General features: G+C 74.7%; 15 protein-coding genes. 10 read left to right on the forward strand and 5 right to left on the reverse strand.

Translation table 11 applies throughout. The features are described from left to right. Positions 1-44: 44 nt before the first annotated feature. Entirely contained in the window at positions 45-632 is a 588-nt protein-coding gene (locus AB0D45_RS21200) for a CGNR zinc finger domain-containing protein (RefSeq protein WP_362461261.1), read from the reverse strand. 125 nt (positions 633-757) lie between these two features. Between AB0D45_RS21200 and AB0D45_RS21205 the strand changes: the two genes are divergently transcribed. Both AB0D45_RS21205 and AB0D45_RS21210 read left to right on the forward strand, forming a co-directional pair. Further along, positions 758-2,887 carry an MFS transporter gene (locus AB0D45_RS21205; protein ID WP_362461264.1) on the forward strand — a complete coding sequence of 710 codons (2,130 nt, stop codon included), beginning with the start codon at positions 758-760 and terminating at the stop codon, positions 2,885-2,887. A 130-nt stretch (positions 2,888-3,017) separates the two neighbouring features. Then, a complete protein-coding gene (locus AB0D45_RS21210; RefSeq protein ID WP_362461267.1) occupies positions 3,018-4,160 on the forward strand; it encodes an ABC transporter substrate-binding protein in 1,143 nt (380 codons plus the stop codon). Positions 4,161-4,190: 30 nt separating this feature from the next. Here the strand turns inward: AB0D45_RS21210 and AB0D45_RS21215 are convergent, their stop codons facing one another. Beyond that, on the reverse strand, positions 4,191-5,156 hold the full coding sequence (locus AB0D45_RS21215) for a winged helix-turn-helix domain-containing protein (RefSeq protein WP_362461390.1): 966 nt from the start codon (positions 5,154-5,156) through the stop codon (positions 4,191-4,193). 89 nt (positions 5,157-5,245) lie between these two features. Between AB0D45_RS21215 and AB0D45_RS21220 the strand changes: the two genes are divergently transcribed. After that, the gene (locus tag AB0D45_RS21220) at positions 5,246-6,349 is read left to right on the forward strand and encodes an acetylhydrolase (protein WP_362461270.1); all 1,104 of its coding nucleotides are present in this window, start codon (positions 5,246-5,248) and stop codon (positions 6,347-6,349) included. Between the two features lie 359 nt (positions 6,350-6,708). Then, positions 6,709-7,179 carry a hypothetical protein gene (locus AB0D45_RS21225; RefSeq protein WP_362461273.1) on the forward strand — a complete coding sequence of 157 codons (471 nt, stop codon included), beginning with the start codon at positions 6,709-6,711 and terminating at the stop codon, positions 7,177-7,179. A 71-nt stretch (positions 7,180-7,250) separates the two neighbouring features. On the opposite strand, the gene AB0D45_RS21230 is transcribed toward AB0D45_RS21225, so the two are convergent. The 3 genes from AB0D45_RS21230 to AB0D45_RS21240 all read right to left on the reverse strand — a co-directional run bounded on the left by AB0D45_RS21230 (position 7,251) and on the right by AB0D45_RS21240 (position 10,335). Beyond that, positions 7,251-8,168, reverse strand: coding sequence for a hypothetical protein (locus AB0D45_RS21230; protein WP_362461276.1), 918 nt, complete (start codon positions 8,166-8,168; stop codon positions 7,251-7,253). Positions 8,169-9,163: 995 nt separating this feature from the next. Continuing rightward, on the reverse strand, positions 9,164-9,682 hold the full coding sequence (locus tag AB0D45_RS21235; protein WP_362461279.1) for a hypothetical protein: 519 nt from the start codon (positions 9,680-9,682) through the stop codon (positions 9,164-9,166). Positions 9,683-9,792: 110 nt separating this feature from the next. After that, entirely contained in the window at positions 9,793-10,335 is a 543-nt protein-coding gene (locus AB0D45_RS21240; RefSeq protein ID WP_362461282.1) for a GNAT family N-acetyltransferase, read from the reverse strand. A 129-nt stretch (positions 10,336-10,464) separates the two neighbouring features. Here AB0D45_RS21240 and AB0D45_RS21245 point away from each other — a divergent pair, with 129 nt between their 5' ends. From AB0D45_RS21245 to AB0D45_RS21270, 6 genes are all read left to right on the forward strand, one after another. Next, positions 10,465-11,280 carry a hypothetical protein gene (locus AB0D45_RS21245; RefSeq protein ID WP_362461285.1) on the forward strand — a complete coding sequence of 272 codons (816 nt, stop codon included), beginning with the start codon at positions 10,465-10,467 and terminating at the stop codon, positions 11,278-11,280. A 13-nt stretch (positions 11,281-11,293) separates the two neighbouring features. Continuing rightward, positions 11,294-12,199: an erythromycin esterase family protein gene (locus AB0D45_RS21250; RefSeq protein ID WP_362461288.1), complete on the forward strand. Its 906-nt coding sequence runs from the start codon at positions 11,294-11,296 to the stop codon at positions 12,197-12,199. Between the two features lie 109 nt (positions 12,200-12,308). Then, a complete protein-coding gene (locus tag AB0D45_RS21255; protein ID WP_362461290.1) occupies positions 12,309-12,674 on the forward strand; it encodes a hypothetical protein in 366 nt (121 codons plus the stop codon). Between the two features lie 4 nt (positions 12,675-12,678). Continuing rightward, entirely contained in the window at positions 12,679-13,338 is a 660-nt protein-coding gene (locus AB0D45_RS21260) for a nucleotidyl transferase AbiEii/AbiGii toxin family protein (RefSeq protein ID WP_362461293.1), read from the forward strand. A gap of 67 nt (positions 13,339-13,405) precedes the next feature. After that, positions 13,406-14,164: a sigma-70 family RNA polymerase sigma factor gene (locus AB0D45_RS21265; protein ID WP_362461296.1), complete on the forward strand. Its 759-nt coding sequence runs from the start codon at positions 13,406-13,408 to the stop codon at positions 14,162-14,164. Beyond that, positions 14,161-15,153 carry a CU044_5270 family protein gene (locus AB0D45_RS21270; protein WP_362461299.1) on the forward strand — a complete coding sequence of 331 codons (993 nt, stop codon included), beginning with the start codon at positions 14,161-14,163 and terminating at the stop codon, positions 15,151-15,153. The genes AB0D45_RS21265 and AB0D45_RS21270 overlap by 4 nt, the downstream gene beginning before the upstream one ends. Positions 15,154-15,193 lie beyond the last annotated feature (40 nt).

A 15,193-nucleotide genomic window follows, 5' to 3' on the forward strand; every position in this document is an offset into this window, starting at 1 on the left:
GGTGGGGTAGGGCAGGAGTCCGGCGACGCGGATGACTCCGTAGATCAGCAGGACGGAGGTGAAGTACACGGGCAGGGAGGCGGCGGCGAGGCGGATGCCTGCTTGCGGCGGCGGTGTTCCGCGACTCGGGCGCGGGACGCGCAGGTGGCCGAGCAGTAGCGGCGCGGGCTGCCGGGGCCGGTGCCGAGGTAGAGGGTGCGGCAGTTCCCGGCGGCGCATTCGCCCCAGGTGGCGCGACCGTGTTCGGTGAGGATCTGTGCGAGGGCCAGAGCACTGGAAGCCAGGAACCAGTCGGCCCATCCGGCGTCGCCGTGGTCGACGTGGAGGTGCCAGGGGTGGCCGTCGTGCCGGGACAGCCGGGGAGCGGCGGCGTGGGCGGCCAGCGTCTCGTTGAGGGCGGCGGCTGCCCGGCCGGTGTCGCCCTCGGTGAGGATGTCGGCCATCCGGAGAGCGGCGTCCCCCAGATCCCGGAGATCCGCGTCGGAGAGCGCCTCTTCGGTCAGGTCCTGCGGGCCCTCACCATGGCGTGCCAGGAGCGGCACCGCCACGTCGCGGGGCAGGCCGGAGTGGGCCCGCACGGCATTGGCGAGGTCGATCAGGCGCTCGGCGGCCTGGAAGCCCTGGGGTCTCACGGCTGCGCTCCTTCGTCCCCGTCCCGTCCCGTCCACGTTGACGGCCGACGGCTGTCTGCCGCGGAAGACGGTACTCTCCATCGTAACGGCTTCATGCGTTATCCCGTTACACGCTGGAGGGGTGGATGCCCGGGCGGTCGAGGATCCTGCGGTACCTGGTCGTCGCGTTCTGCGCGCGGCTGGCCGACGAGGGCATGGCCGTGGCGGTGGTCCTGCTCTCCGTGGACCGCACGGGCAGTGCGGCGCAGGGCGCGCTCGTGCTGACGGCCTGGATGGCTCCGCACGTCCTCGCCGCCCCGCTGGCCGGTGCCGCGGCAGCACGCGCGCGCCGGCCGCGGCTCTTCCACGCCGGCGCGTTCGGCGGCTTCGCCCTGGCGATCGCCGCCACGGCACTCACCCTCGGACGCCTTCCCCTTCCCCTGGTCCTCGCCCTGACGGCGGCCGGGGGCTGCTGCGGCCCGGTCGTCTCCGGCGGGCTCTCCAGCCTGATCACGCGACTGCTCCCCGCGGGCCCGGAGCGGGACCGCGCCTACTCCTGGGACGCCGTGGTCTACAACGCCGCCGCCGTCGCCGGCCCCGCGAGCGCCGGGCTCGTCGCCTCGGCCCTCTCCCCCGCGACGGCGGTCCTCGTCCTGTCGGCGGCGGCCGGGTGCGCCTGCGTCCTGACGCCGCTGCTTCCGCTGCGTGCCGGTGCCGACGGCCCGCCGCGCGCCCCGGAGCGGCTCGGCCGGGACCTGGCCGACGGCGTGTGGGCGGTGTGGCGTGAAAGGGAACTGCGCGCCGTCACCGCTGCCACCTGCCTGGCGTTCGCCGGTGTCGGTGCGCTGACCACGACGAGCGTCCTCCTCGCCACGGGCCTGGGCAACGCGGGAGCCGGCGGCCTGCTGATGACCGCGTTCTCGGTCGGCGCCCTGGCCGGAACGCTCGGGATCACCCGGCTGCGGCGCACGGTGGGGCCCCAGTTGCTGGCCGCCGGCGGTCTGCTCGGCACCGGCGTCGGGCTCGCGGCCGCGGCGGCGGCTCCCGCGGTCCCGGTCGCGGCAGCCTGTTTCGCCGCGGCGGGCGCGTGCGACGGCCTCGTCCTGACCGCGACGCTCCGCATCCGCGCCGACCACTCCCCGCCGCGAGCGCGGACGCAGGTGTTCACCATCGGGGCGGGCCTGAAGATCTCCGCCGCCGCTGCCGGTTCCGCTCTCGCCGCTCTGGCCACGGTCGCCACCGCCCCCTGGTACCTCACCGGCATCGCCGTCCTGCAGGCGGCGGCCGCGCTGGTGTACGTACTGGTCAGGCGGAACGGGCGCCGCCGCGCGGTGACGCTCCGTCAAGTCCCGCTCCGGACAGGCCGGAGGCGGGGCCGACTCCCCGGCTTTGTTTGTACGCACCTCGCCGGCACCCCCGACAGGTTCGTGCTTTCCGCCAGTACGGAGCCCGAGAGGGGACGGAGCAGACTTTCCGCCGAGGGCCGCGGCTCGTTCTGGGAGCCGACGCCACCAACCCACGGGGGAAACACCGCGATGAGTGGTCAGCTGTACGACGGCATCGGCGAAGCGTTCGAAGGCTTCAAGACCCTGCCCATCATCCGCTACGCCGAGGTACCGGGCTTCCTCGCCCTGGTCGGCGACGTCAGCGGCAAGTCCGTACTCGACGTCGCCTGCGGCACCGGCTTCTACAGCCGCGAGCTCAAGCGCCGCGGCGCGTCCCGCGTCTTCGGCTTCGACATCTCCGGCGCGATGATCGACACGGCCAACGCGATCGAGCAGGCCGAGCCCCTCGGCGTCGAGTACGAGGTCAGCGACACGGCCAGCCTGCGCACCTTCGACCAGCCGTTCGACGTGGCCGTGGCCGTGCAGGCGTTCAACTACGCGAGCGATGTGGCCGAGATCGAGGAGATGATGCGCAACATCCGGCGCAGCCTCGTCTCCGGCGGCTCGTTCTTCCTGTTCATGCAGAACCCCGACTACGACTTCGGCGGCCCATCGCTGGAGAAGTACGGGTTCCTGCTGGAGTCGACCGGCAAGGACAACGAGATCGGCAGCGGGATCCGGCTCACCGCCCTGCTGGACCCGCCGGTCTCGTTCGAGGCCACCACGCCGTCGAAGGAGACCTTCGAGCAGACCCTGAAGGCGGCCGGGTTCACCGGGATCGAGTGGGTGCGGCTGGAGGTCTCGGAGGCGGGCCTGGAGAAGTACGGCGAGGAGTTCTGGGCGGACTACGCCGCGAACCGCCCGCTGACGATGCTCCGCTGCACCGCCTGACCGGTGGTCATCACGGCCCGGGCCGGCCCCTCTCGGGGCCGGGCCGCCGTCGCCCGTCGGCCCGGTCCGCCCGCTCGGTGCGCCGATATCCGGTTGCCCCCGGGCGGCCGCGGCGGATGCAATGTGCCGCATGAGCCCTGAGGTACGCCCGCCCGGGCGGGACGAGACGGACGCGCACCGCCGGGCGGCGCCGCCCGGCGGGCCGCGGCCCGTCCTGATCGGCGCCCTCGTCCCGCTGACCCGGCCCGGCTGGGCCGAGGCGGGCCGGCACCTGCTCGCCGGCCTCGAGCTGGCCGTTCGCGAGGTCAACGACGCGGGCGGGATCGCCGGAGCACCCCTCGAACTGCTCGTACGGGACACCGCGGCCGATCCCGGGCGGGCCGCGGCGGCCGTGGACGAGCTGGCCGGCCTGGGCGTGGCCGCCGTGGCCGGGGAGTACCACAGCGTCGTCGCCCGCGCCGCTGCCGCCCGGGCCGACGCCCTGGGGCTGCCGTTCCTGTGCTCGTCGGCGGTCCTCGACGCGCTCACCGAACAGTCGGCGCAGTGGGTGGCGCGCCTCGCACCGGCGCAGTCCCACGGCTGGCGGGTCTACGCCGACTTCCTCCTCGGCGCGGGTCACCGCCGCGTCGCCGTGGCGGCGGAGCCGAGTGTGTACTGGGCCTCGGGGACCCGCGTGCTGCGCGACCACCTCACCCCGCGCGGCGCCACCGTCATCCCCCTCGACCTGGGCGCCCTCACCCCGGGGGCCGTGTGCGACGAGCTCGTCGCCCACCGCGCGACGGCCCTCCTGCTGCTGGCCGGCTTCCCGGAGCCGGCCGTCCCGGTCGTCCGGGCGGTCCGCCGCGACCAGCGCCTCGCCGAGGTCCTGCTCGGCGCCCCGGCCGGACAGCCGGAGTTCGGCGACTGGGCGGAGCTGCTGGGCGGCGACGGCGCCGCGGTCCCGTTCCTGCGCTACCTGCCCGAGCACCTCGGCCCGCTCGGTACGCGGGTCGGGGCGGCCCTGCGCGCGCGGCTGGGCGAGGCGCCGTCGTTCGTCGCCTTCGAGGGCTACGACACGGTCGTCGTCCTCGCCGAGGTGCTGCGCTCCCACGGTGCGGACCGGGCGCTCCCCGCCGACGCCTGGCAGCGCGTCGCGGTCGAGGGCACCCGCGGGGAGATCCGGTTCTCCCGTACGGCAGGCATCAGCGTGTGGCAGTGGGCCTGGGCGCCCGTCCAGGTCGTCGACCGCGATCCGGCGGAAGCAGGTCGCCTGCGGGTCCTGCACACCGGCTGAGACCGGGCCCAAGGGGATGGGCCGGGCACCTCACGGCGGCCCGCCGCCCGCGACCAGGGTGCCGAGGGCCGTGCGCCGGTGGGTGACCGAGCGGCCCGTGCGGGTCGTCGTCGCCAGGCCGGCCGATCTGAGCGCCGCCGCATGGGAGGAAGCCGTCGCGTTGCTGACGTGGAGGGCGCGGGCCAGGGAGGTCGTGGTGTGCGGCTCGGCGAGGAGGCGCAGGGCGTCGAGCCGGGTGCGGCCCAGGACGGCGGCCGGGGCCCCGGCGGGTACGGCCGGGCGCTGCGCGGCGGGCGGGATCCCGGGGCCGGCCGGGTACGTCAGGACCGCGGGACGGCCCGGGGCGTCCTGTAGGAGCGGGCCCGCCGGGTGGTGGAAGGTCGGCAGCAGGACCAGGCCGCGGCCGTCGAGGCGTACGTCGCGGGCCGGCACCGCGCCGGGCCACTCCCACACGCCCTCGTGGAGCCGGCTGCCCGGGGCCAGGCCGGTCAGCGCGGCGGCCAGGCCGTGTTCGGCGACGGCCAGGGCGTAGCGGGTGAACTCCTCGCGGTGCAGGTCCTGTACGACGGGCCAGACCGGGGCGAGGACCGTCTCGTACGCGGCCTGCTGGGCCCGTTGCACGGTGCGCCAGGCCGTCTCGTCGCCCGCGTGCAGACCGCGGAGCCAGCGGGGCGCGGGCCCCGCGGCGTGGACCCGCTCCAGCTCGGCGCGGACGAGGCCGGGGCGGGTCGCGCGGATCTGCCGGAAGCCGTCGGCCAGGGTGTCGCCGAGGACGTCGAGGAAGGAGGGCGGGCGGCCCGCCGGGACCAGGTCGGCGAGCGGGCCGGCGGCGGCCGGGAGGGCGCGCAGGACACGGCCGCGCCATGGGGCGAACAGCGGCCCGCCCCGCGGCGCCACGGCCGTCGCCAGGGCGGCGTGCAGCTCCTGGAGCGGCGCCGGGCGGGGTGCGAAACGGGTCCGGGCGAAGTCCTGCGCGGTGAAGTGGATCCGCAGCACGCCCACAGCACAACTCCCCGCCCGGGGCCAGCCTTTCGGCCAGGACCTGAACCTTCGCGCCGCGCCGCCCCCGTCCCGAGGATGTCGGCATGACCTCTCGACGCATGACCTCGCGGCGCATGACCTCTCGGCGCACTCTTCTGAAGGGCACCCTATGCGGGAGTGCCGCCGCCCTGCTGCCCACGCCCGCGTCCGCCCGCGGCAGCGGCCCGTTCCTCCGGCTGCCCGCGCCCGCCGGCCCGTACCCCGTGGGGATGCGGACGGTCCATCTGACGGACCCGGCCCGCAGCGACCCGTGGGTGGGCGGCGTACGGGAGCTGATGCTGACCGTCCTGTACCCGGCCCGATCGGTGCGCGGCTTCTCCCGCGCGCCGCAGCTCACCCCGGCCGAGGCCCGGCTGTTCGCCGCGTACGCGCCGCGCGTCCACCCGGGCCTGCCGCAGCCGGGTGCGGTGGACTGGGGCGCGGTCCTCACCCACGGGTACGCGGGCGCGCCGCCGCTGCCCGGGCGGCGGCCGGTCCTGGTGTACTCCCCGGGCGGCGGCGACTCCCGCACGCTCGGCACGAGCCTGGCCGAGGACCTGGCGAGCCACGGCCGGGTGGTCGTCCTCGTCGACCACCCCGGTGACGCCTCCCAGGTGGAGCTGCCGACCGGGATGCGGACGACCGTCCTGACCGGGCCGCCGGAGCCGGCGACCTTCCGGACGATGACGGACACCCGGATCGCGGACCTCCGCTTCGTCCTGGACCGGCTCGGCGGCCTGCCGCTCGCCCCGGTCATGGACCGGACCCGGATCGGGTTGTACGGGCACTCCGCGGGCGGCACGGCGGCCGTGTACGCGGCCCGCGACGACCGCCGGGTCGGCGCGGTGGCGAACCTGGAGGGCCACCTCGCCCTGTACCCGACACCGGCCGGCTTCGGACGGCCGCTGCTGCTGGTGCGCACCGACGGCTTCGAGGGCGCCGCCGGTGTCGAGTCCTCCTGGGGGGACCTTCCCGGCCGCCGCGTACTGCTCACCGGCGCGAGCCACTGGGCGTTCACCGACTACGGCTCGCTCGTCCCGCAGCTCCAGAGCGCCGGTCTCGTGTCGGCGACGGCGCGGACCGCGCTCGTCGGCACGGGCGACCCGGTGGGGACGCTCGCCGGCGTACGGCGCGAGGTGGGCACCTTCTTCACCCGCCACCTGCGGTAGCGCGACCACGAGCGGGGCGCAGCCCGCCGAACGGGTCGCCGTAGTGGGGCGTCGGAGCCGAACAGCGTGCGGCCGGGTACCTCGTTGTTCGCCAGGGTGTACAGCGAAGAGGACGTGGGCGGCGGACCGGTCCTGCCCGGCCGGCTGGTCCAGGCGAGTTTCCGGCCGTCTCGTGTGCTGGTCGGCTCGGAGCAGGTGATCATGGTCCCGGACTCATGTCTCTGGCCCAAGCCGCAAAGACTGACCGCGAGGGCGGGTCCGAAGCGCCCAAGGCGCAGCCGCAGCACCGACGTCACCGCCGCGTGCCTCGCTGTCGGCCTCACTACCGAAACCGACCACCCGAGAGGACCTGACTCCCGATGTCCCTATGGCCTTCGATCGTCGCCGTACTCGGCACCCTCGCCGGTGCCCTGACCGCCGGGCTCCTCCAGCACCGTTCGGCACACACCGCACGCGCCGAGCAGCGCGCCGACAGCCACCGCCAGGACCAGCTCAGCGCCGTCACCGACTTCGCGGCCGCCCTGGACGCCCACCGCTCGGCGATCTTCCACCGGGAGCGCCTGGCCCTGGCCGAGGCAGGCACTGAGCACCAGCTGGAGGCCCAGACGAGGTCCCACGACACCCGAGCCGCGATCACGGCGCCCCACATCCGCCTTCAGGTCCTGGTCCCCGAGCTGGCCGGCCCCGCACAGCAGGCCGCAGATGCCACGTACGCGCTGCGCAAGGCCACCGACCGCTCCGGGCTGGACGCCCGGCGGCATGCAGCCAAGGAAGCGACCGTGGCCTTCGTCGCCGCAGCCGCCACGCTGCTGAGCCCCGCCAACGGCTGACGTGACGGGTGTTCCCGCTTCCCGCCGCGGGCGCTGCCGGGGAGGAGGCGTCAGTGCTGGGGCGGCGGTCCTCAGCCGATCAGGCGGCGGCGCCAGTCCAGGGGGGTGACGGTGATGGCGCTGCCCGGGTCGTGGTCCCACTCGGTGGGGAGGCCGACCGCTTCGAGGGCGGCCACGACCTCCCGGCCGATGGCTGCGGTGGTCTCCGACGAGCCGTCGAAGCCGCCGTAGAGGAGCGTCAGCCCGCCGCCGGCCGCGGCGGAGTCCGTGCACTGGGTGTGGAAGTAGACGAAGCCGCGGGCATCGGGCCCGCCTTCGCCGCCGATCTCGGACTGGCCGCAGCCACGGCAGCAGGTGAAGTTCTCGCGGGCGGTGATCCCGGCATCCCCCAGGGCGGCGAACGCGCGGGTGAGCCGCTCGGGGTCGGTCTCACCCTGCCACGCGGCCTGCTCGGCGACCCGCTCCAGCCACAACCGGTCGGCCAGCGCCTGCGCCTGCTCTCGCGAGACGGGCCTGCGGTCCCGGGTGACGAGGTAGTCCTCGGCGAGCTCGGCCAGTTCGGCGCGGGTGGCGTACCCACCGGCCAGCACCAGGCGGACGCGCTCCTCCAGCTGCGCGCGCTCGTCCTCGGCGAGTTCGAGCGGCGGCACCTCGCGGTCGGGGCCCATGTCCAGCGGCGACCAGGCGAGACCGTCACCCCAGCCGGCCTCCTGACGGGCCCAGCCGGTCATCGCCGCGATCACGTCCTGGACCCCGTCGGTCATCAGCTGGAAGTGCCGGTCGGCGGCGCCGTCGCGGTACTCCAGCGTGTAGTCGTCACCGGCCTCGTGCCAGACCTGGGCGAAAACGTCCGGCAGGTCGGGTATCCGCTGGACCACCAGGAACCGGTCACCGTCGCCACCGATCCGCCGGACCAGCCCGGCCAGCTCCTCGGCGGACACACGGACGTGCCGCTCCCCGTTCTCCGTCTTCACCACGATCTCGAGCATGCGCCGACTCTGACACACCCCTCTGACAACAGCCCCCGCAGGGGCGCCCCGAAGAGGTGTTCCGGTCCGCCGGATCCGCGGTGTGTCCGCCGCGACTCGCGTAGCGGTCCGGAAGTTGGAGGAGGACCGGCTGTGGCCGGGGGCTGTGGCCGCGGCCCTGGCCGATTGCCGGTGGTATCTCCGTCAGCCGGGACGCATGCTGCCGGATCCGGTGATGGGCTGCGAGTGCTGTGACCCCCTGATGGCGCGGGACCGCCTGGAGGACGTGCTGCTGTGGCTTCCCCGTGGGGCGCGGGAAGACCTCGGCAGGATTGTCGGCAGGCTCGATGCCGAATTCGACCGCCGGACCGCCCCCCTCAGCCCTCACCTCCTGCTGTCACGCCCGTGGGGCGCATACGGATGGTGGCGTCAGCGCTTCCTGGAGGACTGAGGGGCAGGTGACGGCTTCGTCGAAATTCCAAGGAGGGCGGCGGCCTCGGGGCCCGTCAGAGATCACGCGTTCTCGTCCACCACCAGTGCGTCGTCGCCCACGCGTTGACGTGGGGATCCGGCAAGGTGCGGCGCTCGAGTTCCTCATCGATACGCGTGATCAATCGGCCCAAGTCCCGCTTGGCTCCGGGCGGAAGGTACAGCATCGCCCACTCCAGGTCGTCACGGGCATCTCCCACCCCGGGCGAATCGAACGCGGAGGCCTCCAGGTAGCGTCCGGGCTGTTTGAAGGCCCACTCGAAACGCGAGAGTGCCTCGGCGACCGCGTTGGGCCACAACTCCTGGTCTTCGACCCGGCGGATCGCTGCACGGGTCCGCGCGGAGACACCGGGGACCTTCAGGACCGGATCCTGCCATCGTGGCCGCCACCGCCCTGCACGGACGGCCTTGGGACGCCTACGCGGCATCGCCCTTTCGGATCAACATGAGGCCATCCTGCCACGGCAGTGCACGTACCGCACCGGGCGCCTTCGCGCAGGCGCCCGCCCGGTGTGGCGTCGCGGGTGTCACTGCCCCCCGAGGTAGACCCGGGTGAGCCCGTCCCCCAGGTCCTGGAGGGTGATGCCGATGGTCTGGAACTTCGACCTGCGCTCGTCTCCGATGCACGGCGGGCACACGCTGCCCGTGCGCGCGTTCGGCACGGTGTCGGGGCCGGGCAGGCCCAGGTGCTCGAACGACACCGGGGGCGGGTTCTGCGCCGGGGGCAGCGGGGGGTGGGGTTTCAGCGGCTGGTCGAGGCGGAGGTCGGCGGCGATCGCTTCGGCCTCGGCGTGCGGCACGGTGAAGGACAGGAGGTAGCTGTCGGCGTCCCAGCCGTCCGCGCCCGCGCCCTTCACGTCCCGGGCGTCCGCCGGTACGGTCACGCGCAGCCGAGCGGCCGCCTGCTCGCCCCCCACCCCCTCCAGCCACCGCGGTGTGACGGGGCGGTTGTCCCTCGGCTCCGGTACCCAGCCCGCCGCGATCCCCAGCCCCGCGGCCGCCACGGCCACCAGCCCCACCGTGACCGCGGCCGTCCTCCCCTTCACCGGTTCTCCTCCTCACCGCGGGACGCGTCACTGCGCGTACCGCCGCGGCCCGCGCCGACCATCGTGGTCATGACCCGCTGCGCGTTCGGCACGGCGTACGCAGGGCGGCGTCAAGGGCGGTCGAGGCCCCAGGTTTGCAGGGCGAAGGGCCTCCCCTTCTCCTCCCCCGTGATCAGCGGCACGTCGAGCAGCCTGAAGCCGGCCTTGCCGGCCACGGCGACACTGGCGTCGTTCTCGGCCTCCAGCTCCAGGATGACCCGCTCCGCTCCCAGGTGTTCGAACGCGTACGCCGCCATCAGCCGCACCGCCCGAACTGCCAGCCCCTGGCCCCGGTGGGCCGGGCCGACCGCGTAGCCGATCTCCATGCCCTCCGGGGCGCGCCTCAGCATGACCTCGCCGAGCGGAGCGCCGCCGTCGATGGTGATGGCGAGCAGGATGGTCGTGCCCTCCCTGCGCAGCTGCCGGTCCCGGTCCAGCCGGGCGCGGGCGGCGGCTTCGTCGAAGGGCGAGACGATCGGCGTCCAGTACGCGATGTCGGGGTGGTCGAACAGCCCCGGCATCGCTGCCAGGTCCTGCTCCGTCCAGTCGCGGAGCACGAGCCCCTCCCCCGACAGCTCGATCCGCTCGGGCAAGGACGACGTGGTGCTGCTCATGGTGGGGCCTCCCTGGCGTGTTCCGAACGAGGCACCATAACCAGGCCGTCGGCCCGGGCGCGCGCGCATTTCTCCGGGGGAGGCGTAGGGCACCGGCCGGGGTTCCTGCCGTGCGCGTATCCTGCGCTGGTGTTCGAGACCCCAGCAGCTCTGGCGACCGCCCGCTGGCCCCTCGCCGCGTCCGGGGAGACCGACTGGCTGCGGGAGCTGGCCGACGACGACGGGCTCACCGGGTTCATGCCGCCCGCGATGCCCGACGCGGCCTGGGTGCTCCACTCCCTGTACGAACACGAACTCGGCCCCTTCGACATGTCGTACGCCGAGTACCGGCGGGCCTTGCTGAACAGCAAGAGCGACGGCCGCGAGATCATCCCGGGCCTCGACCCCGCGGAGGTGTTCGAGGATCCCTCGGACACCTTCGCCCCCTCCAGGGGCGAGCACCCCGGACCGCGCTGGCGCCGCCTGCACTGGGCAGAGCTCGCCCGGCGGACCGGGGATCCCGTGGCCGCCGAGGGCTGCCTGCCCTGCCACACGTCCTTCCCGTCGCTCCGCGATCAGGGCGGCTGGCCGGTCGGCATCACCGGGGCGCCCGAGGGCAGCATGGACCGTCCCGACTGGGACCGGCTGGTCGAGATCCTCACCGAGCACAGCCCTCAGGGGCCGGACACCCGCTGCCTCGCCTACTACACCCCGCTGGGCCAAGGGGCCGAGGACTTCGACACCCTGCACGTGCGGGCTGGCTGGCTCGGAGACGCCAAGGCCCTGTACGACCACCCAGACGAAGGGTGGTGGACCCCGTCCAACCTCTGGGCGCACGACCGGTCCTGGGTCCTGTGCACGGACTACGACCTGTGGGCCACGAAGGTCGCCGGCCCGGCCCCCCTCGTCGAAGCCCTCCTCGACGACCCGCAGATCGAGGCCGTACGACTGCCCTGGGCCCACTGATACACCCCGGGAGGTGCTCGCGGTGATCGAGTGGATGCGGGCCTACAACCGGGGCCGGTCCGAGGCCCACAAGGTGCGGTTCGCAGGCGTCGACCCGCAGCAGTGCGGCGGCTCCCTCGCCGTGCTCGACGCCTCGTTGCAGCGTCTGGGAGCCGCACGCGTGGCCGCGTACCTCTCCCCGCTCCGCGTACTCGCCCGCGCACAACCGGGATCGCGCCCCGATCCGGAGCAGCGTCTGGTCCACGACGCCGAGAGGCTGCTGGACTTCCTCGTGGCGAACGCCCCGGGGGAAGCCGACGCCCTGCGCCACGCGCGCATCCTCCGCCAGGCCGCCGACGTGGTGACCCTGCCCCGGTGGCACCGGGAGGGCCGGCGGACCGCTTCCGCCGCCCGCGACCGGTACATGGCCGACGCCGTGAGCGGGCTCCTCGCCGATCCGTCGGCCCGAGTCGCGCTGTGGGCACACAACGGCCACATCACCGCCGCCCCGAGCGGTCGGACCGCACCGGCACTGGGAGGCCACCTCCGCGCCCGGCACGGCGGCGCCTATTACGCCCTGGGCCTGCTCTTCGGCCGGGGTTCGTTCCCGGCCGGCCGGATCTGGCCGGGCCCATGGGCACGGCCGCGTCCCAGGGCCGTCGTCCCCCATCGGACTGGCCCGGCCCGCGCTGCCGCACTGGAAGCCCAGCTGGCCGCCGCGCACCCGGGCGACCACCTCCTGGACCTCCGCCGGACGGCCGACGCGCCGCCGGCCGTGCGCCAGTGGCTGCACGACCCCCACCCGACGCGGACCTTCGGCGCGCTGGTGCCTCGCTGGACCTACCGTTTCCACCGGACCCCGGTGATCCTGGCCGAGGCGTACGACGGCCTGGCCTACGTCGCAGTCTCGAGCAGCTCTCGGCCGTACGAGGTCCCGTAGCCGGTCGTACGGCAGAGCCGGCCGGGCGGAGCGGGGCGACGGCGTGCCACTGGGTGGTGTGACGCGTCTGCGGTACCGGGGGCGGGCGGGACGCGGGATAATCGGGGGCATGGTCACGCCGCACTCCTCCCCTCCCGGCCCGTCGGCGGCCGAGGTCCTGCACGCCCGGTACGCGGGCCGGCTGCCCGCCGCCCTCGAGGAGCTCGCCGGACCCGAGCACGGCGTGATCGACCTGCCCCTGCACGTGGCCTGGTCCGGGCTGCGGTCCTACGACCTGGACCGCCCGCGCCTGCGCATGGGCCTCTACCGCACGGTCCTCGCCGAGGGGCAGCACGAGGACCTGGTCAAGCTCCTCAACCGGGACCTGCTCCTCGCCCAGTGGCCCGTCCTGCGCACCCTGGTCAGCCGGCACGTCCGGCAGGTCTGGGAGGAGGCCTTCCCCGAGCTGGCGCCCGCCGGATCCGCCGCGGCGTGACCCCGTGAACCTCAGCGATCTGCACCGTCGGCTGCTGGCCGCGGTGATCGACATCGGCGCGCCCTACCCCCTCGTCATCACCGGCGGGTACGCGGTCCAGGCCCACGGCCTGGTCGACCGCCTCAGCCAGGACCTCGACGTCGCCACCGAGAACCCGGCCCCGATGGCCGAGATCGTCGCGGGGCTGGAGGGCGGGCTGACGGAGCGCGGCTGGCGGGTGGAGGTCATCGACGTGGACGCGCTCTCCGCCCGCCTCATGGTCACCGACCCGGACACCGGCGGGCGGTGCGAAGTCGACGTCCTCAAGGAGCACTTCTGGACGCCCCCGGCCCAGACCGCGTACGGGCCCGTCCTCGCCCTCGACTCCGTCATCGGCACCAAGGTCCGCGCGCTGGCCGACCGCGGGGCCGTACGCGACCTCATCGACGTCCACGCCGCCTCCCGGCACCGCACCCTCCACGAACTCGAACGCCTCGGCGAACGCCACGGCCGCGACGAGTTCCGCCTGGCCGACCTCCGCGACCGCCTCGTCGGCGCGGACTGGGCCGACGACGAGGAGTTCGCCGCCTACGGCCTCACGGAGCGCGAGACGGCGGACCTGCGGGCATGGGCCCTGGACTGGGCCACCGACCTCGGGCAGCGCCTGCACGACGACGGGTTCTGAGCCGTAGCGGCCGGCGGTGTGTCGGGCGTCACATGCAACGGTCCGGGCCGAGCGGACACTACCCGCTGTGGACCAGCAACTGTTCGCGGAAATCTACGATGCGCACGCCGGGGCCGTGTACGCGCACGCCGTCCGCATGACGTCCGACCGCACCGGGGCGGAGGACGTCGTCTCCCTCACCTTCCTCGAGGCCTGGCGGCTCCGCCAGACCCTGGACGACGTCACGAGCCACCGGGCGTGGCTGCTCGGGGTGGCCACCAACGTCATGCGCAACACCCGCAGGGCCGCGCGCCGGCACAGGGAGGCGATGGCCCGCCTCCCCCGGTCGGAGGCCGTCCCGGACCTGGCGGACGCGGTGGTCTCCCGCATCACGGACACGGCCAGGTCCCGGGCGGCGCTCGCGGCCCTGGACCGGCTGCGGCGCACGGACCGCGAGGTCATCGTCCTGTCCGTCTGGTCCGGCCTCAGCCAGGCGGAGGTCGCGAAGGCGTGCGGCGTCCCGGAGGCCACGGCCCGCTCCCGGCTGTCGCGGGCACGCCGGCGGCTCCGCACGCTCACCACCGCGGAGCTCGCCCGGGAACCGCTCGGGGAGCCGCTTCGAGGACCGCTCGGGGAACCACTGCGGGAACCGCTCGGAGGGCCTCTCGGGGAACCACTGCGGGAACCGCTCGGAGGACCGCTCGGGGAACCACTGCGGGAACCGCTCCGAGGACCGCTCGGCGAACCACTGCGGGAACCGCTCGGCGAACCGCTCCGGAGACCCCTCGGCGAGCCGCTCGACGGGCCCGCCTCCGTACGCCATACCGCACAGGAGGAGAACCTGTGAACGCCGCCGACGACGCACGCGTCGAACCGTCCGCACGCGAAGAGGTCCTCCGGCGCCTGCCGGGGCTCTCCGACGCGGAACTGCCCTTCCGCAAGCAGCACCTGATCAAGGGCCACCTGATGCGCGAAGCCGCGGAAGGGCGCCCCGCCGCCGGCCGCGCCGGGCGCCCCCTGTTCCTCTCCCTGGCGGCGGCGGCCGCCGCATGCGCCGTGGTCGGCGCCTTCGTCCTGTCGGACAGCGGCCCCGCGGAACACCCGCGGGCCGCCCGCCCCGAGCCGGCGGCCGTGCGGTTCCTGGACCGGGTGGCCTGGGCCGCGGCCCAGGCGCCGGCGCCGTCCGTGCGCGACGGGCAGTTCCTCTACACGAAGACGGTCGGCCACTCCACGGCCCTGTCCGAAGTCGCCGGGGGCGGGATGGAGGCGTCCCGCATCGACCAGTCGGCCGAGGTCTGGGTCTCGGTCGACGGCACCGCCGCCACGACCACGCGCACGGCACGGGGCACCGGCACCCACCCGCCGGACGGGAAGCCGACCCTCAACGGCCCCACGTACCGCTTCCTGGAGACCCTGCCGACCGACCCCGACCGGCTGCGGAAGGTGATCTACGCCGACGCGCGGCTGAACCACGGCCCGGGCTCCGGGTCGACCACCGGCCCCGACCAGGAGGCCTTCGTCATGATCGGCGACATCCTGAAGAGGGGCGGAACCCCGCCCGGTCTCAGCGCGGCCCTCTACCGCGTCGCGGCCCGCATCCCGGGCGTCGTCCTCGTTCCCGGGGCGACGGACGCGGCGGGGCGGACCGGCGTCGCGGTGGCCAGGGTGCACGACGGCGAGCGGACCGAGTGGATCTTCGACGAGGGGAGCCTGGGGTTCATGGGGGAGCGCACCGTCCTCCTGAAGGACGGCACCTGGGGCAGGGCCGGCAGCGAGGTGACGTCGGTGGCCGTCGTCGGCCGGGGCGTCACCGACCGCCCGGAGCAGCTTCCGTAAGCGGGAGGCGTGTCGCCGGGCGGGGCCGACTTCCTGCCAT

The organism is Streptomyces sp. NPDC048352, from assembly GCF_040651895.1.
In the GTDB taxonomy this organism is placed as follows: domain Bacteria; phylum Actinomycetota; class Actinomycetes; order Streptomycetales; family Streptomycetaceae; genus Streptomyces.